General features: G+C 31.7%; 20 protein-coding genes, 1 pseudogene, 1 riboswitch and 1 other annotated feature. All 21 genes and pseudogenes read left to right on the forward strand.

Features of this window, described 5'->3' with window-relative positions; genetic code table 11:
- Window positions 1-158 precede the first annotated feature (158 nt).
- Window positions 159-543 (forward strand): annotated as a pseudogene (locus tag HMPREF3241_RS12075) (transposase); the annotation flags it as partial.
- Between the two features lie 105 nt (window positions 544-648).
- Window positions 649-1,674, forward strand: a complete 1,026-nt coding sequence (gap, locus tag HMPREF3241_RS04180; protein WP_002446650.1) for a type I glyceraldehyde-3-phosphate dehydrogenase — start codon at window positions 649-651, stop codon at window positions 1,672-1,674.
- A gap of 518 nt (window positions 1,675-2,192) precedes the next feature.
- Window positions 2,193-2,663: a transcriptional regulator NrdR gene (nrdR, locus tag HMPREF3241_RS04185; protein ID WP_001830825.1), complete on the forward strand. Its 471-nt coding sequence runs from the start codon at window positions 2,193-2,195 to the stop codon at window positions 2,661-2,663.
- Entirely contained in the window at window positions 2,664-4,034 is a 1,371-nt protein-coding gene (locus tag HMPREF3241_RS04190) for a replication initiation and membrane attachment family protein (protein WP_070853480.1), read from the forward strand.
- Window positions 4,034-4,954: a primosomal protein DnaI gene (dnaI, locus tag HMPREF3241_RS04195; RefSeq protein WP_070853481.1), complete on the forward strand. Its 921-nt coding sequence runs from the start codon at window positions 4,034-4,036 to the stop codon at window positions 4,952-4,954. Before HMPREF3241_RS04190 ends, dnaI begins: the two co-directional genes overlap by 1 nt.
- Window positions 4,955-5,306: 352 nt before the next feature.
- The gene (gene thrS, locus HMPREF3241_RS04200; protein ID WP_070853482.1) at window positions 5,307-7,244 is read left to right on the forward strand and encodes a threonine--tRNA ligase; all 1,938 of its coding nucleotides are present in this window, start codon (window positions 5,307-5,309) and stop codon (window positions 7,242-7,244) included.
- A 47-nt stretch (window positions 7,245-7,291) separates the two neighbouring features.
- A riboswitch (Lysine riboswitch) is annotated at window positions 7,292-7,467 on the forward strand.
- 205 nt (window positions 7,468-7,672) lie between these two features.
- Window positions 7,673-9,175: an amino acid permease gene (locus tag HMPREF3241_RS04205; protein WP_002474760.1), complete on the forward strand. Its 1,503-nt coding sequence runs from the start codon at window positions 7,673-7,675 to the stop codon at window positions 9,173-9,175.
- A gap of 57 nt (window positions 9,176-9,232) precedes the next feature.
- Window positions 9,233-9,356: a sequence feature (ribosomal protein L20 leader region), on the forward strand.
- Between the two features lie 26 nt (window positions 9,357-9,382).
- On the forward strand, window positions 9,383-9,910 hold the full coding sequence (infC, locus tag HMPREF3241_RS04210) for a translation initiation factor IF-3 (protein ID WP_001830789.1): 528 nt from the start codon (window positions 9,383-9,385) through the stop codon (window positions 9,908-9,910).
- A gap of 27 nt (window positions 9,911-9,937) precedes the next feature.
- Window positions 9,938-10,138, forward strand: a complete 201-nt coding sequence (gene rpmI / locus HMPREF3241_RS04215) for a 50S ribosomal protein L35 (protein ID WP_001830767.1) — start codon at window positions 9,938-9,940, stop codon at window positions 10,136-10,138.
- Between the two features lie 49 nt (window positions 10,139-10,187).
- On the forward strand, window positions 10,188-10,544 hold the full coding sequence (rplT, locus tag HMPREF3241_RS04220; RefSeq protein WP_001830839.1) for a 50S ribosomal protein L20: 357 nt from the start codon (window positions 10,188-10,190) through the stop codon (window positions 10,542-10,544).
- 418 nt (window positions 10,545-10,962) lie between these two features.
- Window positions 10,963-11,574, forward strand: coding sequence for an NUDIX domain-containing protein (locus HMPREF3241_RS04225; protein WP_002476900.1), 612 nt, complete (start codon window positions 10,963-10,965; stop codon window positions 11,572-11,574).
- 16 nt (window positions 11,575-11,590) lie between these two features.
- A complete protein-coding gene (locus HMPREF3241_RS04230; protein ID WP_070853483.1) occupies window positions 11,591-12,514 on the forward strand; it encodes a pseudouridine synthase family protein in 924 nt (307 codons plus the stop codon).
- 160 nt (window positions 12,515-12,674) lie between these two features.
- Window positions 12,675-13,976 (forward strand): trigger factor, encoded by a 1,302-nt coding sequence (tig, locus tag HMPREF3241_RS04235; RefSeq protein ID WP_070853484.1) that lies wholly within the window; start codon window positions 12,675-12,677, stop codon window positions 13,974-13,976.
- Between the two features lie 286 nt (window positions 13,977-14,262).
- Window positions 14,263-15,525 carry an ATP-dependent Clp protease ATP-binding subunit ClpX gene (gene clpX, locus HMPREF3241_RS04240; protein WP_001830765.1) on the forward strand — a complete coding sequence of 421 codons (1,263 nt, stop codon included), beginning with the start codon at window positions 14,263-14,265 and terminating at the stop codon, window positions 15,523-15,525.
- 111 nt (window positions 15,526-15,636) lie between these two features.
- Window positions 15,637-16,224, forward strand: a complete 588-nt coding sequence (gene yihA, locus HMPREF3241_RS04245; protein WP_002446642.1) for a ribosome biogenesis GTP-binding protein YihA/YsxC — start codon at window positions 15,637-15,639, stop codon at window positions 16,222-16,224.
- A 169-nt stretch (window positions 16,225-16,393) separates the two neighbouring features.
- Window positions 16,394-17,740: a glutamyl-tRNA reductase gene (hemA, locus tag HMPREF3241_RS04250; protein ID WP_002457801.1), complete on the forward strand. Its 1,347-nt coding sequence runs from the start codon at window positions 16,394-16,396 to the stop codon at window positions 17,738-17,740.
- Window positions 17,741-17,761: 21 nt separating this feature from the next.
- Window positions 17,762-18,574: a cytochrome c biogenesis protein gene (gene ccsA / locus HMPREF3241_RS04255; RefSeq protein ID WP_002457800.1), complete on the forward strand. Its 813-nt coding sequence runs from the start codon at window positions 17,762-17,764 to the stop codon at window positions 18,572-18,574.
- Between the two features lie 51 nt (window positions 18,575-18,625).
- Window positions 18,626-19,552, forward strand: coding sequence for a hydroxymethylbilane synthase (hemC, locus tag HMPREF3241_RS04260; protein ID WP_002457799.1), 927 nt, complete (start codon window positions 18,626-18,628; stop codon window positions 19,550-19,552).
- Window positions 19,553-19,585: 33 nt separating this feature from the next.
- Window positions 19,586-20,266 (forward strand): uroporphyrinogen-III synthase, encoded by a 681-nt coding sequence (locus tag HMPREF3241_RS04265; protein WP_002457798.1) that lies wholly within the window; start codon window positions 19,586-19,588, stop codon window positions 20,264-20,266.
- Entirely contained in the window at window positions 20,256-21,230 is a 975-nt protein-coding gene (gene hemB / locus HMPREF3241_RS04270; protein ID WP_002446637.1) for a porphobilinogen synthase, read from the forward strand. The genes HMPREF3241_RS04265 and hemB overlap by 11 nt, the downstream gene beginning before the upstream one ends.
- Window positions 21,231-21,253: 23 nt before the next feature.
- Window positions 21,254-22,537: a glutamate-1-semialdehyde 2,1-aminomutase gene (gene hemL, locus HMPREF3241_RS04275; protein ID WP_002499444.1), complete on the forward strand. Its 1,284-nt coding sequence runs from the start codon at window positions 21,254-21,256 to the stop codon at window positions 22,535-22,537.
- Window positions 22,538-22,542 lie beyond the last annotated feature (5 nt).

Genomic DNA, 22,542 nt, shown 5'->3' on the forward strand with positions numbered 1-22,542 from the left:
ACAGCTTCATCCTGTAGTCTTTAGCTTGTCCTATTTTCTCATGAGTTTCGCCCAAATACTTTGTATTTATATGTAATTTAACATTGAAATACTTTCAAAAATAAGGTCCTTTCGTATAATTTAACAAATACCACTAAACTAAATTAACGAGGTACCTTATGTATAAAGATTATAATATGACTCAACTTACTTTACTAAAGGAAACTTCAGTACATATTCCCACACATGATATGTCACAATATGCGAATGATATTGTTGAAACAATTCCCGATACTGAATTCAGACCGCATCGTTGCGCAACATTATAGCATCCCAATATGATGTTGAAAGTAGTGTTATATGCCTACACATAATCTGTATTTTCGGGTAGAAAAATTTCTTAATGATAGTATTCGAATGATGTGGTTTTCACAAATTCAAAATTCTTCTTATAAAACGATTAATCGATATAGAGTAAATACAAAAGTAGATGTTTTATTAGAATCCTTATTTATTCAATTCCATAGTCAATGTTTGAATCAAAATCTTATAAATGATAAAGCTTAATTTATATTTATAGATAAATTTGTCGGTAAACGCTTTCATTTAAAATTGAATATGTTATACTATTTCCATAAAGTATAACATATAAAACAAGGGGTGCTTTGAATGGCAACGAATATTGCAATTAACGGTATGGGTAGAATAGGTAGAATGGTGTTACGAATAGCACTAAATAATAAAAATTTAAATGTGAAAGCGATTAACGCTAGTTATCCACCTGAAACAATTGCACATTTACTTAATTATGATACGACGCATGGAGTTTATGATAAAAAAGTTGAACCGATAGAAAGTGGTATTAAAGTGAATGGACATGAAATTAAATTACTTTCTGATCGCAATCCAGAAAATTTACCATGGAATGAGATGGATATTGATGTTGTTATAGAAGCTACAGGTAAATTTAATCACGGAGATAAAGCAGTTGCTCATATTAATGCAGGTGCTAAAAAGGTATTACTCACTGGACCGTCTAAAGGTGGAGACGTTCAAATGATTGTTAAAGGAGTCAATGATAATCAACTTGATATTGATACATACGATATCTTTAGTAATGCATCTTGTACTACTAATTGTATCGGTCCAGTTGCAAAAGTCCTCAATGATAAATTTGGAATCATAAATGGTCTGATGACAACAGTTCATGCGATAACAAATGATCAAAAAAATATTGATAATCCTCACAAAGATTTAAGAAGAGCACGTTCTTGTAATGAAAGTATTATTCCAACCTCAACAGGTGCTGCTAAAGCACTTAAAGAAGTATTACCTGAAGTTGAAGGTAAACTTCATGGAATGGCTTTAAGAGTACCAACAAAAAATGTCTCTCTCGTTGATTTAGTTGTTGATTTAGAACAGAATGTTACAGTTACACAAGTTAATGACGCATTTAAAAATGCCGATTTAACAGGTGTTCTTGATGTTGAAGAAGCTCCTTTAGTTTCTGTAGACTTTAACACAAATCCTCATTCAGCTATTATTGATTCTCAATCTACGATGGTTATGGGACAAAATAAGGTGAAAGTTATCGCTTGGTATGATAATGAATGGGGTTATTCGAATAGAGTTGTTGAAGTAGCTGACAAAATTGGACAATTAATTGATGATAAAGCAATGGTAAAAGCCATTTAACTGAATATTTATACTTGCACTAAACCTGAGATAGCCATATTATCTCAGGTTTATTTATATACAAATAGCCCTAAACAAAGTTGAAGCACCATTGATGTTATTATAGATAACCAATTAGCTTTAGACATATTACTAGATACTTTCTTTATAGAAAAATAATCCATAGTCATTATTTATTAATCAAGTTGAGATGATTTTGAAATGAGGTGATTTTAACGAATCATCTTTCAATTGTAATTTAATAATGGTACTTTTGGTCGTATTTATAAAATTGTGTAGTACACTTAAATGATTGAAATTCATTTAAAATGTTTAATCACGTTAAAATGTAATATTTTTAATAAATAACATAGTACACTAAAACCTTTATTTATAAGATATATTTTCCTTTTTTACACATAGTGGTGGTATCAATGTATCATTACATTCTTTCATTTATAGTTGTAATTGACCTTTCTTTTTTACACAGTACTTTTATAGTATAATGTACGGTGATCAAACTTGGGAGGGTGATATATATGAAATGCCCAAAATGTAATTCTACACATTCCAGAGTGGTTGATTCTAGACATGCAGATGAGGCCAATGCGATTAGACGTAGAAGAGAATGTGAAAATTGCGGAACGCGTTTTACAACATTTGAACATATTGAAGTAAGTCCATTAATAGTAGTGAAGAAAGATGGAACTAGAGAACAATTTTTAAGAGAAAAAATATTAAATGGTTTAGTAAGATCTTGCGAGAAACGACCAGTGCGTTATCAACAACTTGAAGACATAACTAATAAAGTGGAGTGGCAACTTAGAGATGAAGGACAAACTGAAATTTCTTCTAGAGAAATTGGCGAGCATGTTATGAATTTATTAATGCATGTTGACCAAGTTTCTTATGTAAGATTTGCATCTGTATATAAAGAATTCAAAGATGTTGATCAACTCTTAGAGTCAATGCAAGGTATCTTGAGTGATAATAAACGGAGTGATAAATAGATGGGGTTACAAACCTATGAATATGGTCTAAAACCACAAGATGGATTTGAGGTGATTACACATTTCGAATTCACCTCACAACATTTAGATATTTTAAATCGACTATTTACCCCTTTAATTGGAGTTGAATCAATAGGACTCTATCATTTTATGAGTCAATTCATAGACGAAAGTCAACAACTCGGGTTAACGCATTATATATTCATGAATGAACTAAAAATTAACTTATTAGATTTTAGGGAGCAAATGGACAATTTAGAGGCTATTGGATTGATTAAAACATTTGTAAGGCATGAAGAAAAGTATTCTCACTTTGTTTATGAGTTAATTCAGCCTCCAACAGCCTATCAATTTTTTAATGATCCTATGTTATCAGTATTTTTATTTAGTGAGGTTGATAAAAAACGTTATCAAGCACTTAAATCTTATTTCGAAAAAGATGAGAAAGATTTAAGCAAATATCAACAGACCACTAGAAAATTTACAGAAGTATTCAATGTACCTAAAAAGGTCAATGTTTCAGATCAAATTAATTTAAAGCAAATCAAACATTATAATGGTATAGATTTATCTAATGAAACTTTTGATTTTGAAATGTTGAGACAGATGTTGAACCATCATTTTATTAGTAATGAAATTATCGATAAAGAAGCTAAGAATTTGATTATACAACTTGCGACGCTTTATGGGATTACTGAAGATGGCATGAAAAATGTTATATTAAGCTCCATTACCAGTGCACAACAGTTATCTTTTGAAGAAATGCGTAAGCAAGCTAGAACTTATTATCTGATTGAACATGATAATCAATTGCCTAAATTAGAGCATCAAACACATAAAACTAACGATGAAAAAAAAGATCGACACGCAAAAGATACTACAAATGATTGGTTACAACTGCTAGATGAAACAAGTCCGATTGATATGTTAGCAAGTTGGTCTGATTCAGAACCTACACAGTCGCAAAAAAGTATGATAGAAGAATTGATTAACCGTGAAAAAATGAATTTTGGTGTAATCAATATACTTTTACAGTTTGTTATGCTAAAAGAAGATATGAAGTTGCCAAAATCTTATATTTTCGAAATTGCTTCTAACTGGAAGAAAATTGGTATTTCAAATGCCAAACAAGCATATGAATACGCATTACAAGTTAATCAACCTAAAAATTATGAAACACATTCTAATGATAAACGGCAGAACAATCGTGGAAGACAAAATCAATTTTTATCCAAAGAAAAGACGCCTAAATGGCTTCAAAATAGGGACAATCAAGAAGATAATAAAGGTATAAATGATGACACTCTTGAAAAAGATCGACAAGCATTTCTTGAAAAGTTAAATCAAAAGTGGAAGGAGGAAGATAACTAATGAAAAGTTTCAGAAATATCATGGGCGATTCTCAAAATCTAGATAAACGTATACAAAAAATAAAACAAGATGTAATCAATGATACTGACGTTAAACATTTTCTTGAGAAAAATCGTAGTCATATAACTAATGAGATGATAGACGAAGATTTAAATGTTCTTCAAGAGTATAAAGATCAACAAAAAGTCTATGATGGTCATCGCTATGATGATTGTCCGAATTTTGTAAAAGGACATGTTCCTGAACTATATATTGAAAATGAAAGAATCAAAATTAGATATCTACCTTGCCCGTGTAAAATTAAACATGATGAGGAACGATTTGATTCACAACTTATTACATCTCACCATATGCAAAGAGATACACTTCATGCAAAGCTCAAAGATATTTATATGAATAATCGAGAGAGACTTGATGTAGCAATGGCAGCTGATCAAATCTGTACAGCAATTACTAACGATGAAAAAGTAAAGGGATTATATTTATATGGTCCTTTTGGTACAGGAAAATCATTCATATTGGGTGCTATTGCAAATCAACTTAAATCGCAAAAGATTTCATCAACAATTGTATATTTACCAGAATTTATTCGCACTTTAAAAGGTGGCTTTAAAGACGGTAGTTTTGAGAAAAAATTACAACGTGTGAGAGAAGCTAATATTTTGATGTTAGATGATATTGGCGCAGAAGAAGTCACACCGTGGGTAAGAGATGAAGTGATTGGTCCTTTATTACATTATAGAATGGTACATGAACTTCCTACATTTTTTAGTTCTAACTTTAATTATAGTGAACTTGAGCATCATCTTTCAATAACTAGAGATGGCACTGAAAAGACTAAAGCAGCACGAATTATTGAAAGAATTAAGACTTTATCCACACCTTATTATTTGACTGGTAAAAATTTTAGAAACAATTGAATTTTATAGTATGTGGTGTATAATAGAGATAAATCTTAATCGTTGAAACTATTGAAGATACGATAATTTAATCTCTGTTACACAGAAAGTCATTAATTGATGAGAATATGGCTAACACATTAAATTATTACTACTTCGTTAATATTGATATTTGTAATGAATATCCGGCTCAAGACCGTTATCTTATGTAAAGTATAGTATATGACTGGTCACGTATGCTATTCATATACTTAACTAGGGTGGTACCACGACAAACTCGTCCCTTGCTAGGGACGAGTTTTTTTATGCTCAGTAAAGTTAATTTATTCAATAAGCCAACGATCAGATGTTTTATTAAATAGGAGGAAAAAATATGGATCAAATTAATATTCAATTTCCAGATGGTAATACAAAAGAATTTGATAAAGGGACTACTACAGAAGACATCGCTCAATCAATTAGTCCAGGATTAAGAAAAAAAGCAGTTGCGGGAAAATTCAATGGTCAACTTGTAGATTTAACACGCCTTTTAGAACAAGATGGAGCTATTGAAATTATTACGCCTGGGAGTGAAGAAGCGTTAGAAGTACTTCGTCATTCAACAGCTCATTTAATGGCACAAGCATTAAAACGTTTATACGGAGACGTTAAATTTGGTGTTGGTCCTGTAATAGAAGGCGGATTCTATTATGATTTTGATATGGATGATAAGGTTTCATCGGATGATTTTGATAAAATTGAGAAAACAATGAAACAAATTGTGAACGAAAATCATAAAATTGTAAGAGAAGTAGTTAGTAAAGAAAAAGCAAAAGACTTCTTCAAGGATGACCCTTATAAATTAGAACTTATTGATGCAATTCCTGAAGATGAGAGCGTAACACTTTATACTCAAGGTGAATTTACTGATCTTTGTCGAGGTGTACACGTACCTTCAACTTCTAAAATTAAAGAGTTCAAACTATTATCTACAGCTGGTGCTTATTGGCGTGGAAATAGTGATAATAAAATGTTACAACGAATTTATGGTACAGCATTCTTTGACAAAAAAGATTTGAAAGCACATCTAAAAATGTTGGAAGAACGTCGTGAGCGTGATCATCGTAAAATTGGTAAAGATTTAGAATTGTTTACAAACAATCAACTCGTTGGTGCTGGTTTACCATTATGGTTACCAAATGGTGCTACAATACGTAGGGAAATAGAACGTTATATTGTCGATAAAGAAGTAAGTATGGGATACGATCATGTTTACACACCAGTATTAGCCAATGTTGATTTATATAAAACATCTGGTCACTGGGATCATTATCAAGAAGATATGTTCCCAGCAATGAAGTTAGATGAAGACGAAGCGATGGTCTTAAGACCAATGAACTGTCCACATCATATGATGATTTATAAAAATAAACCCCATTCTTATCGCGAATTACCTATACGTATTGCTGAATTGGGTACTATGCATCGTTACGAAGCAAGTGGTGCAGTATCAGGTTTACAACGTGTTCGAGGAATGACATTGAATGATTCCCATATTTTCGTTAGACCTGATCAAATTAAGGAAGAATTTAAACGTGTAGTTAATATGATTCAGGATGTGTACAAAGATTTTGGTTTTGAAGATTATCGCTTCAGATTGAGTTATAGAGATCCTGAAGATAAGCACAAGTATTTTGATGATGATGAAATGTGGGAAAAAGCTGAATCCATGCTTAAAGAAGCATCAGATGAATTAGGTTTAACTTATGAAGAAGCTATAGGTGAGGCAGCATTCTATGGACCTAAGTTAGATGTTCAAGTAAAAACAGCTATGGGAAAAGAAGAAACTCTATCAACAGCACAACTTGATTTTCTTTTACCAGAACGTTTTGACTTAACGTACATTGGTCAAGATGGAGAACAACATCGTCCTGTAGTTATACACCGCGGTGTAGTTTCTACTATGGAACGTTTTGTTGCATTTTTAACAGAAGAAACAAAAGGTGCATTTCCAACTTGGTTGGCGCCAATGCAAGTTGAAATTATTCCTGTAAATGTAGATTTACATTATGATTATGCAAGACTTTTACAAGATGAACTAAAATCGCAAGGTGTCCGCGTTGAAATTGATGACCGTAATGAAAAAATGGGATATAAAATTCGTGAAGCTCAAATGAAAAAAATACCTTATCAAATTGTTGTAGGTGACAAAGAAGTAGAGAATCAAGAAGTAAATGTAAGAAAATATGGTTCTGAAAAACAAGAATCAGTTGAAAAAGATGAATTTATTTGGAATGTTATTGATGAAATCCGTTTAAAAAAGCATAGATAAACTTGAAAATATAAAGTATATCATGTATATTACAAATTAATATAATAAATAGAGTTAGAGGTTGCATTATTAATGACTAACTTATCAGAAGTCGTATGGGACATGTGTTGAATAAGTGAAAGGTAATAATGCCGAAATGATGTTAATTCCATAAGTTAGCATTGTTGGGACAACTTTCGAATAGAAGTTGTACTGTCACTTTATGTGATGTGCTACCTTATATAGATAAACATTAGTGGTTGCATATCTTAAAGGTATGTAACCACTTTTCACATTATTGATACAGATATAAAGACAAGTGATATAAAAGTAAAATGATATTAATATTATTTCACTTTTATATCATCTATACCAAATTTATCTACAACAATGATATGCATTGATGTGGTAACAAGTTAGCCTCTACTTATGAAGGAAAGGGAGCTTCTATGAAAAAGAATAATAAACAAAATGACGGTGTTCAAAGAGGATTAAAAGATAGACATATTTCAATGATTGCCATTGGGGGATGTATAGGAACTGGTCTATTCATGACTTCTGGTGGAGCTATACATGACGCAGGTGCATTGGGTGCTTTGATTGCCTATGCAGTTATTGGAGCGATGGTGTTCTTTCTAATGACGTCGTTAGGGGAGATGGCGACATATTTGCCTGTGTCAGGTTCATTTAGTACTTATGCTACACGCTTTGTCGATCCTTCACTAGGATTTGCTTTAGGATGGAATTATTGGTTCAACTGGGTGATAACAGTAGCAGCTGATGTTACTATTGCAGCGCAAGTTATACAATATTGGTCCCCTATGCAAGGTATACCAGCTTGGGTCTGGAGTTGTATTTTCCTTATTATTATTTTCGCGCTTAATTCTTTATCCGTTAGAGTATATGGAGAGAGTGAATATTGGTTCGCACTTATCAAAGTAGTTACAGTCATCATATTTATAGGAATTGGTATCTTAACTATTTTAGGGATTATGGGTGGAGAATTTGTAGGATTTGATACGTTTACAAAAGGAGATGGGCCAATACTAGGTGGGAATTTAGGAGGTAGCTTGCTATCAATTCTTGGTGTATTTCTAGTCGCAGGCTTCTCATTCCAAGGAACTGAACTTATTGGTATTACAGCAGGTGAATCTGAAAATCCAGAAAGAGCAGTTCCAAAAGCGATTAAACAAGTATTTTGGCGTATACTTTTATTTTACATTCTAGCTATTTTCATTATTGGTATGTTGATTCCATATGATAGTAAGGCATTAATGGGCGGTGGTGATAGTATAGCTACTTCACCTTTTACATTAGTATTTAAGAATGCTGGATTAGCTTTTGCTGCTTCATTTATGAATGCTGTTATATTAACAAGTGTATTATCAGCAGGTAACTCAGGAATGTATGCTTCAACAAGAATGTTATATTCAATGAGTAGAGATAAATTAGCTTATAATTCTTTTGGAAAAACAAATAAAAGTGGCGTACCTTATGTATCTCTAATTGCAACTGGAGTACTAGTCATTCTTATTTTCGCATTGCAACATTTAAGTGGAGATGCATATGAATACATTGTAGCTGCTAGCGGAATGACTGGTTTTATTGCTTGGGTTGGTATAGCAATCAGTCACTTTAGATTTAGACGCGCATTTGATAAACAAAATTATGATAAATCAAAATTAAAATATAAAGCGAAGTTATTCCCATTTGGTCCGATTTTTGCAGGTATTTTATGTGTAATAGTTATCATTGGACAAGATGTAGATTTTATTAAAACAGGTAACTTTGATATGAATAGATTTTTTATAACTTACATGGGAATACCTGTATTCTTAATTTTCTTCTTTTATCATAAATTTAGATATAAAACTAAAAAGATTCCTCTAAACAAAGTTGACTTAAGGCAAGATGTTTCGATGGAAGAAGTAAGACACCATAAAAATAATTAAAAAATAGTTTGACTTAAACAATAAATATTGATATGATTATTAACGTTGAATACGAAACGAACCAAGTAGAAGCACCCGCTTCTCACCTGTGGCGACGCTGAAGCAGTTGGCAGGTCAATCATGTTACACATTTATTGTGTCTAAGAAGAGCGGGTAGTTATACTCGCTCTTCTTTTTGCTTGGAACAATTTCGTAAAATTCTGGGAGGTGTCAACCATAGCAAAAGATCAAACTCAAATTAATGAGAAAATTCGTGCAAAAGAACTACGCTTAATAGGCCAAGATGGTGAACAAATTGGTGTTAAATCTAAACGTGAAGCTTTAGAAATGGCTGAACGTGTGGATTTAGATTTAGTTGTTGTAGCACCAAATGCAAAACCACCTGTTGCGAGAATAATGGATTATGGTAAATATAAATTCGAACAGCAGAAAAAAGAAAAAGAAATGAAGAAGAAACAAAAAGTCATTAACGTTAAAGAATTACGTTTAAGCCCAACTATTGAAGAACATGATTTCCAAACTAAGTTGAAAAATGGACGCAAGTTCTTATCTAAAGGCGATAAATGTAAAGTTTCAATTCGTTTCAGAGGTCGTGCGATTACACATAAAGAAATTGGTCAACGTGTGTTAGAAAAATTTGCAGATGAATGTAAAGATATTGCAACTGTTGAACAAAAGCCTAAAATGGAAGGGCGTCAAATGTTTATTATGTTAGCGCCTATCAACGAAAAATAAATGTTAAATTATAGGAGGAAATGAATCATGCCTAAAATGAAAACTCACCGTGGAGCAGCTAAACGTGTTAAAAGAACTGGTTCAGGTCAATTAAAACGTTCTAGAGCTTTCACATCTCACTTATTCGCAAATAAAAATACTAAACAAAAACGTCAATTACGTAAAGCTAAGTTAGTTTCTAAAAGTGATATGAAACGTGTTAAACAATTATTAGCATACAAAAAATAAGATTTTAAACGAATATATACGATAGAGATCATCTAAGGAGGAATTTATTATGCCACGAGTTAAAGGTGGAACAGTAACAAGAGCACGTCGTAAAAAAACGATTAAATTAGCTAAAGGTTACTTTGGTTCAAAACATACATTATATAAAGTAGCTAAACAACAAGTAATGAAATCAGGTCAATATGCTTTCCGTGACCGTCGTCAACGCAAACGTGATTTCCGTAAATTATGGATTACACGTATTAATGCGGCTGCACGTCAACATGACATTAGCTACTCACGTTTAATGAACGGCTTGAAAAAAGCTGAGATTGATATTAACCGTAAAATGTTATCAGAAATTGCAATCTCAGATGACAAAGCTTTCGCTGAATTAGTATCAAAAGCTAAAGAAGCTTTAAAATAATATTTATACAAGACCTGGGACAATAATCTTTGTCTCAGGTCTTTTTATATGCTTGTTGTTAATATATTATTTAAAAGCATTTAAATATTGAGTACAATACCCTGATGTAATAACGGACATAATTTATTTTTTTGGTCATTTCATAATACAAGTTTGTTTCAAATCATGCTTTGAAACAATCAATATCTACGAAGTCAATAACTAAAAAAAGATAAATTTGCAATCATGTTATGACAGTAAGGTATATAATGTGACTTTGTTAAAATTTTCATAATATCAACAATGTAAGATTATGTCTTATTTTAATTATGAATATAATGGTGCTTTTATCGTTTTACATATACATATATTCAATCGCAAAAAATGATAATTTTTGCTAAAATGACTGATAGTATACTATATCTAAAAGGAGATAATCATGTCTAAATTTGATGAACAAATAATTGTTGTAAACAGAGATATTTTATTTAACAAAGATAAGAATGCTTTTAATGGTTTTTTACATAAAAATAATTTCAAAGGAAAAGAAATTTTTAGCGCGTTAAATAAATATGAAGTGAAAAGACGTGGTGATATGGAAGATGATCCATCGTTTAAACAATTAATATCATATTGCCTACTAGAAAATGAGAAGGGTGAAATCCTTATTTACGAACGTCTTTCTGGTGGTGGAGAAGAACGGTTACATGGTCAGTCATCAATCGGTGTTGGTGGTCATATGAACGATGTTGTTGGAGCTGATTCTATTAATGAAGTTTTAAGAGTTAATGCTCAAAGAGAATTAGAAGAGGAAGTAGGATTAAGTAATAATAAATCTCAAAATATGGAATATTTAGGTTTTATAAATGATGATGACAATGATGTGGGTAAAGTTCATATGGGCGTCGTATTTAAAATCACTGTGCATTCAAACGATGTTGAAGCTAAAGAAACTGATACGCTAAAAATTAAATGGATAGAACAAGGCGACATTCAATCCTATGAGGATTTTGAAACATGGAGTGCATTAATTCTTCAAGATATATCATGATTGGAGTGCTAAATTAATGGCTGATATTATACCTTTTCCACAGTCTAAAAGTAAAATGATTAAGCAAATAAATGATGCAGAAAGAAATGCAGATTTTGAAAAGATGTATCAATTGTTTAATATATATGAACAGCATTTCGACCTTAACGAGGAGATTGCACTAAAGAAATGCCGGATGCTTTTACAATTGAATGCTTATTTAGAGTTACGAGAAGAGGCAATTATTTTGTTAAAACGTGGATTCAACTGTTATGACGAATTGATGATATATTATATTAAAAGTCTGAATGGTTTAGGTCAATTTAATGAAGCAGTTGAAGTAATTAATCAAATTATCGATGAAGTTAAAAATCATAAAACCAGAATGGAACTTTTTCCACTTAAAGAATATGCGATTTCGAGACTAGATGAAGATAGAAAGGCATTGTCCTCATCTTTATCAGATTTCGGTTCCCTTAACACACGTGAACAAACATCTTTAATATTACAACTTATTGATAATGGGCATTATAATTTTAAAGAATCAGTAGCGAATATATTAATTTCTATAGATTTACCTAAAAATTTAGTGAGCTTAATGTTGGAATATTTAAGATTTGCTGAATATTCTCATACAATTACAATCCATAAATATGGTGAAACGATAAATGTCAACCCTAATCATTTAAGTGGCATTGAGCATACGACGATAAAAGACAAGGTCATTCCTGTCGTAATGAATAGATTAGAAGATGGAGCATTGCATATTTTAAAAGAAGCACAGCATATGATGAATAATCATTCTATACTCATGTATCCTATAGATATAGAGTCGTTATACACTATTGATGATTGGATAGATGCATATGATGTTTACTTCAAACAATTAATTGGTATAGATATAAATGGCTGTAACAATGATACTTTACAATTCATTAAATCATTAGATAATGAAATGTAAAATTTAATTTGTTGCAAATTGAGAAAAAGAATTTTAATATAGAAATCGTTGAAAATAAACTTGAATAACCCTTCGTTTTCAAAGTTTGTTAACGCTAAAAACCTATGCTATAATAGGGAAGTTGAAAAAATAAATTAGTCAATCATGGAGGTATTTATACATGACAGCAACTTGGGAAAAAAAGGAAGGTAATGAGGGCGTTTTAACTGTTACTGTTCCTGCAGAGAAAGTAAATAAAGCATTAGATCAAGCATTTAAAAAAGTGGTCAAACAAATTAATGTGCCTGGATTCCGTAAAGGTAAAGTGCCTCGTCCAATTTTTGAGCAACGTTTTGGTGTAGAAGCACTTTACCAAGATGCAGTGGATATTTTATTACCTGAAGCTTATGGTGAAGCAATTGAAGAAACAGAAATTAATCCAGTTGCACAACCAGAAGTTAATGTAACTCAAATCGAAAAAGGTAAAGATTTCATTTTTGAAGCTACAGTTACAGTTGAACCTGAAGTTAAATTAGGTGATTACAAAGGATTAGAAATTGAAAAGCAAGAAACTGACCTTTCTGATGAAGAATTACAAGAATCAATCGACCATAGTTTAAGTCACCTTGCTGAAATGGTTGTTAAAGAAGATGGTGCTGTTGAAAACGGTGACACAGTAAACATTGATTTCTCAGGTTCAGTTGATGGTGAAGAATTTGATGGTGGACAAGCTGAAGGTTATGACCTAGAAATTGGTTCTGGATCATTCATTCCTGGCTTTGAAGAACAAATAGAAGGAATGAAAACCGGCGATGAAAAAGATGTAGTTGTAACATTCCCAGAAGAATACCACGCTGAAGAATTAGCTGGTAAAGAAGCTACATTTAAAACAAAAGTCAACGAAATTAAATTCAAAGATGTACCAGAATTAAATGATGAAATCGCTAATGAATTAGATTCTGATGCTGAAAACGTGGACGAATATAAAGAAAATCTCCGCAAACGTTTAAGTGAACAGAAAGCAACTGAAGCGGAAAATACTGAAAAAGAAGAAGCTATTAATAAAGCAACAGAAAATGCTTCAATTGATATTCCTGAAGCAATGATTAATACTGAATTAGATCGTATGATTCAAGAATTTGGTCAAAGAATTCAACAACAAGGCTTAGATTTGCAAACATATTATCAAATCTCTGGTCAAAACGAAGAACAACTAAGAGACCAAATGAAAGACGATGCGGAACAACGCGTTAAAACAAACTTAACGTTAACTGCGATTGCTGATGAAGAAAATATTGAAGTATCTGATGAAGATATTGATAAAGAATTAGAAAAAATGAGCGAGCAATTTAACATTTCTGTAGAAGATATTAAATCTACTTTAGGTAATACAGATATTGTTAAAAATGATGTACGCATTCAAAAAGTTATTGATTTATTAAGAGATAACGCGAAATATGTTGAAGTTACTAAAGAAGACTAGTATCGTTCATTAAATGAATGCTTAATATTAAATTAGTCAATTGTCTATAAGTTAAATGAAATATAGGCAGTGTCAATTGTATAGATTGACAACTTAATATAGCATCATTATGATTTATTATTGTTGATGTTAAATGAAATTTAGGGGCGGGACAATGAAATCATTCATTAAGAATAAGATTTCAGTCCCGCTCCAAGTTATTTAAGCATCTTGATTGTAAATATGTTAAGTTGCATTGTAAAATGCTTTTTAGTATAGTCTTTATGGAATAGGGGTGTAAAAAAGAATGTTCAAATTCAATGAAGATGAAGAAAATTTAAAATGTTCTTTCTGTGGTAAAGATCAAGATCAAGTGAAAAAATTAGTCGCAGGAAGTGGCGTTTATATTTGTAATGAATGTATTGAATTGTGCTCAGAAATCGTTGAAGAAGAATTAGCACAAAATACGTCTGAAGGATTTACGGAATTACCAACTCCTAAAGAAATTATGGATCACCTCAATGAATATGTCATTGGTCAGGAAAAAGCCAAAAAATCATTAGCAGTTGCTGTATATAATCACTATAAGCGTATTCAACAATTAGGTCCAAATGAAGACGATGTTGAATTACAAAAAAGTAATATCGCATTAATTGGGCCAACTGGTAGCGGTAAAACATTATTAGCTCAAACACTAGCTAAAACACTAAATGTACCATTTGCAATTGCTGATGCTACAAGTTTAACTGAAGCAGGTTATGTAGGTGATGACGTAGAAAACATCTTATTACGTCTTATTCAAGCTGCTGATTTCGACATTGATAAAGCTGAAAAAGGTATTATATATGTCGATGAAATTGATAAAATTGCGCGTAAATCTGAAAATACTTCAATCACGCGCGACGTGTCTGGTGAAGGTGTACAACAAGCATTGCTTAAAATTTTAGAAGGTACAACTGCTAGTGTACCGCCACAAGGTGGTCGAAAGCATCCAAATCAAGAATTAATTCAAATTGATACGACAAACATATTATTTATCTTAGGTGGAGCTTTTGATGGTATCGATGAAGTCATTAAGAGACGCTTAGGAGAAAAAGTGATAGGATTTGCTAGTAATGAAGCAGATAAATATGATGAAGAAGCTTTACTGGAACAAATTCGTCCAGAGGATCTCCAATCATATGGATTAATTCCAGAATTTATTGGTCGTGTACCTATAGTTGCTAATCTTGAAACTTTAGATGTTGCTGCACTTAAAAATATTTTAACTCAACCTAAAAATGCGCTAGTTAAACAATACACTAAAATGCTAGAGTTAGATAATGTGGAATTAGAGTTTTCTGAAGAGGCTCTATCTGCTATAAGTGAAAAAGCAATCGAACGTAAAACTGGAGCGCGTGGATTACGTTCAATTATAGAAGAAGCATTAATTGACATCATGTATGATGTACCTTCTTCTGAAAATGTAAGTAAAGTAGTCATTACTGAACAAACGATTAATGAAGAAATTGAGCCTGAATTATATGATGATGAAGGAAATCTAATTAATAAGAATAAGACATCTGCTTAAAAAATTTGATTTAATACTGAGTCACGTGAATTGTGACTCAGTTTTTTTATATGTAAACATAGAAAAAAATGTTAAAGTTAATTATAAAATAGTATAAGAAAGAGGAAGTTTATGAATATAAATCCAAATAATATCAACTTAATTATAAGTGCTGTTAAAAAAGCGCAGTACCCTGACACTGGTTTAACAGAAGTAGCGTTAAGTGGACGCTCAAATGTAGGTAAATCTACATTTATTAATAGTATGATTGGGCGCAAAAATATGGCGCGAACGTCACAACAACCTGGTAAGACACAGACATTGAATTTCTATAATATAGATGAACAACTTATTTTTGTTGATGTACCGGGATATGGATACGCTAAAGTAAGTAAAGTTCAACGAGAAAAATTTGGTAAAATGATTGAAGAATATATTACACAACGAGAGAATTTAAAACTTGTTATTCAACTTGTTGATTTAAGGCATCAACCTACTGAAGATGATGTGCTAATGTACAATTATCTTAAACATTTTGATATACCAACACTTGTAATATGTACTAAGGAAGATAAAATTGCTAAAGGAAAAGTACAAAAGCATATCAAAAGAATAAAAGACAAATTAGAATTAGAGCCTGGAGACAATATTATAAGCTATTCTTCAATTAAGAATAGTAAACAGCAAGAAATTTGGAACTTTATTGAAACATATATATAAACTTTTTCAATTAGAGAAAAGTATTATAACCACAATAAAAAAATGTCGTTATTTTGACAAAAAATTGAATGTAGATTATAATCTTTCTAATTTATTTAAGCATTCCACTTAAACATCTTTTTAAATGTGTTATACTTGTTTTATTGTTAGTATATGGAGGGCGTTATAAATGCATTTTGTTGCAATTAGCATAAATCATCGAACAGCTGATGTAACATTAAGAGAGCAAGTTGCTTTTAGAGATGATGCCTTACGATTAGCACATGAAGATTTATATGAAACTAAAGCAATTTTAGAAAATGTCATTTTATCTACATGTAATCGTACTGAAGTATACGCTATTGTTGATCAAGTTCATACAGGACGTTATTATATACAAAGATTTTTAGCGCGCTCTTTTGGATTTGAAGTAGATGATATTAAAGATATGTCGGAAGTTAAAGTGGGGGACGATGCAGTTGAACATTTATTGCGTGTCACTTCTGGCTTGGATTCAATTGTGCTTGGTGAAACACAAATTTTAGGACAAATGCGTGATGCATTTTTCTTAGCACAAAATGCTGGTACAACTGGAACGATTTTTAATCATCTATTTAAACAAGCGATTACTTTTGCTAAAAAAGCACACAGTGAAACAGACATTGCAGATAATGCTGTAAGTGTTTCTTATGCTGCTGTTGAATTAGCTAAAAAGGTATTTGGAAAATTAAAAAGTAAACATGCTGTCGTTATTGGAGCGGGGGAAATGGGTGAATTATCACTCTTAAATCTTTTAGGTTCTGGAATTTCAAGTGTAACAATTGTTAATCGGACATTGTCTAAAGCTAAAATTTTAGCCGAAAAACACAATGTTTCATATGATTCGCTTTCAGCATTACCATCTTTATTAGAAACTACAGATATAGTAATTAGTTCTACAAGTGCTAAAGACTATATCATCACTAATTCTATGGTGAAAACAATTTCAGAAACTAGAAAACTGGATTCATTAGTTCTGATTGATATTGCGGTTCCACGAGACATTGAACCAGGTATTGATGCAATTACAAATATTTTTAATTATGATGTTGATGATTTGAAAGATTTGGTAGATGCCAATTTAAGAGAACGTCAATTAGCTGCTGAAACTATTGCAGCACAAATACCTGAGGAGATTGATTCACACAATGAATGGGTTAATATGCTTGGCGTTGTACCTGTAATCAGAGCTTTACGTGAAAAAGCTATGAATATCCAAGCAGAAACTATGGAAAGTATTGATCGTAAATTGCCAAATCTCTCTGAAAGAGAACGTAAAGTCATTTCGAAACATACAAAAAGTATTATCAATCAAATGTTAAAAGATCCTATCAAACAGGCTAAGGAATTAAGTACTGATAAAAAAAGTAATGAAAAATTAGAGCTATTTCAAAACATATTTGATATTGAAGCCGAAGATCCTCGTGAAAAAGCAAAGTTAGAAAAAGAGAGTAGAGCAAAGGAAATCTTAGCGCATCGAATATTTAGTTTTGAATAAGCATATTAATTTGGTGATGATATGCAAGAAACCCTGTTAATTAGATTTCATGAAATCATATTAATGATTTATCTGTTTAGTATTATATGTTACTTTGTTGATTTCATTAATAAAAATTATAAGACTAGAACTGTAGGTTTTTATTCATTAGGGATTGTTTGGGTTTTACAAACAATCTCTTTGTCTATTTTTTTTATTCATACTAAACAAGTGCCACTAGGTTCTATATTTGACGTTTTTTTCTCTTTAACATGGATTATTATATCAATTTCGTTGATATTGAATTTGATTAAAGTAATGAATTTTTCCGTTTTTTTCCTTAATTTGATAGGATTTATCCTAATGACTTTAAATACATTTCAGCCTGAACATTATCAAACGCAAATTCAACAAGTTGCAGTAATTAATGAGTTATTACTTGTTCATATAGCACTTGCAGTATTAAGTTATGCATTTTTTGCAATCGCATTTGTAAATTCATTACTCTATATTATTCAATATCGAAATTTAAAGGAGAAAAATTTCGATCAAAATTACTTTAGAATTGGTAGTGTTGCTACTTTAGAAACAATCGTTTTCTATTCTACACTTGTTGCATGGATTATCCTTATATTAAGTACAATTTTAGGTGCGCAATGGGGGATTTTTGCAGTCGGTAAAAGGATATTTATAGATCCAAAAGTAATATTTTCATCAATTATTACTTTATTATATGGTGTTTATATTTTGATTAGAATAAAAAAATGGATATCACAAAGAAATCTTATCTATTTTAACATTATATTATTTTGTTTGTGTATGATTAATCTATTCTTTTTAACTCATTTTAGGTAAGAAATAACCTGTTTTTCATATAAAAATCGGTATCTAGGAGGCATTTAACGTATGCGTAAATTAATTGTTGGGTCGCGAAGAAGTAAGTTAGCGCTAACACAAAGTCAACAATTTATTGATAAATTAAAATTTATCGATCCGTCTTTGGATATTGAAATAAAAGAAATTGTAACTAAAGGCGACAAAATTGTAGATAAACAATTATCCAAAGTTGGAGGTAAAGGACTTTTTGTTAAGGAAATTCAAAATGAATTATTTAACAAAGAGATAGATATGGCAATACATTCACTAAAGGATGTACCAAGTATAATTCCTGACGGTCTCACATTAGGATGTATTCCTGACAGAGAAATCCCTTTTGATGCCTATATAGCCAAAAATCATATTCCATTAGAAGAATTGTCTGAAGGTAGCATTGTAGGTACAAGTTCTTTACGTCGTGGCGCTCAAATTTTATCAAAATACCCACATTTAAAAATTAAGTGGATTCGTGGAAACATCGATACTCGATTAAAAAAATTAGAGACTGAAGATTACGATGCAATTATATTAGCCGCCGCTGGATTAAAACGCATGGGTTGGTCAGATAATATTGTTACGACTTATCTTGATAGAGATGTATTACTGCCTGCTATAGGTCAGGGTGCACTTGGTATTGAGTGTAGGAGTGATGACAAAGAACTTTTAGATTTACTAACTAAAGTACACAATCATGATGTAGCACAATGTGTGACTGCTGAACGTACTTTTCTATCAGAAATGGATGGCAGCTGTCAGGTTCCTATAGGTGGATATGCAACAATTGTTCAAGATAACCAAATTGAATTTACAGGACTGATTATGTCTCCAGATGGTAAGGAAAGATACGAACATACAACATTGGGTTCTGATCCTGTACAATTAGGTATAGAAGTGAGTCAAGTACTTAAAAAACAAGGTGCTTATGACATAATTAAAAAGTTAAATGAAGCAGAATAATACTAAACTCTATTATAGAGGTGAAACAAGTTTATGAAACCAGTTATAGTTATGACGCAGACGAATGAAGTTCATAGTCATTTAGTTGATATTATCCACAAGCCTTTTATCCAACTAAAACAACTTCATTTTAATGAAAAATTGCTTGATCATAGCTACGACTGGCTTATTTTTTCGTCTAAAAACGCAGTAAAATACTTTTATCCTTATTTAAAAAACGTTAAAGTTAAAAAGGTAGCTGTTATAGGTGATAAAACAGCTCAGTATTGTAATGAACTAGGTATTAGTGTCGACTTTGTGCCACGTGATTTTTCGCAAGAAGGCTTTTTGGACGAGTTTAAGATTAGAGAACAACATTTATTATTGCCCTCAAGTGAAAAAGCACGTCCAAAATTAGTTCAACAATTGAGCAAATATAATGAAATCGTTAAAATAGATTTATATAGACCAGTACCAAATTTTAAAAATATAAGTCAAGTTAAGGCCCTTGTTAGAAAACATCAAATAGACGCAGTGACTTTTTCAAGTTCATCTGCAGTTGAATTTTATTTCAAAGGGGACAATGTGCCTGAATTTGATCATTATTTTGCTATCGGTAAGCAAACTGCTAGGACCATTTTAAAATTCAATGCATCTGTAAAAGTTGCAAATAAACAAACATTAGATTCACTTATTGATAAAATTATAGAAAGTAGGGAACAAAATGAAATTTGATAGACATAGAAGATTACGTTCATCTAAGACAATGCGTGATTTAGTAAGAGAAACTCATGTCAGAAAAGAAGATTTAATATATCCAATATTTGTAGTTGAGCAAGATGATATAAAAAGTGAAATTAAATCATTGCCAGGTGTATACCAAATTAGTTTAAATTTATTGCATGAAGAGATTAAAGAGGCATATGATTTAGGTATTAGAGCAATTATGTTCTTCGGTGTGCCAAATGAAAAAGATGACATCGGATCTGGTGCATATGATCATAATGGAGTTGTTCAAGAAGCGACACGAATATCCAAGAATTTATATAAGGATTTACTTATTGTGGCAGATACTTGTCTTTGTGAATACACAGATCACGGACACTGTGGCGTTATTGACGATCATACGCATGATGTAGACAATGATAAATCACTTCCATTACTTGTAAAAACAGCTATTTCTCAAGTTGAAGCTGGAGCTGACATCATTGCTCCAAGCAATATGATGGATGGTTTTGTTGCTGAAATTCGTGAAGGCCTTGATCAAGCGGGATATCAAAATATTCCTATCATGAGTTATGGTATTAAATATGCTTCAAGCTTTTTCGGTCCATTCAGAGATGCTGCAGATTCAGCACCTTCATTTGGGGATAGAAAAACCTATCAAATGGATCCTGCAAACCGTTTAGAAGCATTAAGAGAATTGGAAAGTGATCTTAAAGAAGGTTGTGATATGATGATAGTTAAACCATCTTTAAGTTATCTAGATATTATTAGAGATGTAAAAAATAATACGAACGTGCCAGTTGTAGCATACAATGTTAGTGGAGAATATAGTATGACAAAAGCAGCAGCGCTAAATGGTTGGATAGATGAAGAGAAAATTGTTATGGAACAAATGATATCTATGAAACGTGCAGGTGCTGATTTAATAATTACTTACTTTGCAAAAGATATCTGTCGTTATTTAGATAAATAGATGATAATTGTGGAGGTCATATGATGAGTTTTGAAAAATCTATTAAAGCAATGGAACATGCTGAAAAATTAATGCCTGGTGGTGTTAACAGTCCCGTAAGAGCATTTAAATCAGTAGACACACCAGCTATTTTTATGGATCATGGTGAAGGATCTAAAATATATGATATTGATGGAAATGAATACATTGATTATGTGCTAAGTTGGGGTCCATTAATTCTTGGACATAAAAATCAACAAGTTATATCCAAATTACATGAAGCAGTTGATAAAGGTACAAGCTTCGGCGCTTCAACACTTCAAGAAAATAAACTTGCTGAACTTGTGATTGACCGTGTACCTTCAATTGAAAAAGTAAGAATGGTTTCCTCAGGAACTGAAGCTACTTTAGACACACTTCGTTTAGCTAGGGGTTATACAGGACGTAATAAAATTATAAAATTTGAAGGGTGTTATCATGGACACAGTGATTCTTTACTGATTAAAGCAGGATCAGGTGTTGCAACACTAGGTTTACCTGATTCACCAGGCGTCCCTGAAGGTATTGCTAAAAATACTATCACGGTGCCATATAATGATTTAGATTCACTTAAATTAGCGTTCGAAAAATATGGCGATGATATTGCTGGTGTTATTGTAGAACCGGTTGCTGGAAATATGGGTGTAGTGCCTCCAGTGAATGGATTTTTACAAGGTTTAAGAGATATTACTACTGAATATGGAGCATTACTTATATTTGATGAAGTGATGACTGGTTTCCGTGTAGGTTACAATTGTGCGCAAGGATACTTTGGTGTAACACCTGATTTAACTTGTTTAGGAAAAGTGATAGGTGGAGGTTTACCCGTTGGAGCTTTTGGTGGTAAAAAAGAAATTATGGATTACATTGCTCCTGTTGGGACTATTTATCAAGCCGGCACACTTTCAGGTAATCCTTTAGCCATGACTAGTGGTTATGAAACATTGAGTCAACTTACTCCTGAATCTTATGAGTATTTTAATTCTCTAGGAGATATACTTGAAAAAGGATTAAAAGAGGTATTTGCTAAGCACAATGTTCCAATCACAGTAAATCGCGCTGGTTCAATGATTGGTTACTTCTTAAATGAGGGGCCTGTAACAAATTTTGATGAAGCGAATAAAAGTGATTTAAAATTATTTAGTAATATGTATAGAGAAATGGCTAAGGAAGGTGTTTTCTTACCACCTTCACAATTTGAAGGAACATTTTTATCAACTGCACATACTAAAGATGATATTGAGAAAACTATTCAAGCATTTGATAATGCATTAAGTCGTATTGTGTGATAATT

It is taken from the genome of Staphylococcus sp. HMSC34G04 (assembly GCF_001838765.1).
GTDB lineage: Bacteria > Bacillota > Bacilli > Staphylococcales > Staphylococcaceae > Staphylococcus > Staphylococcus epidermidis.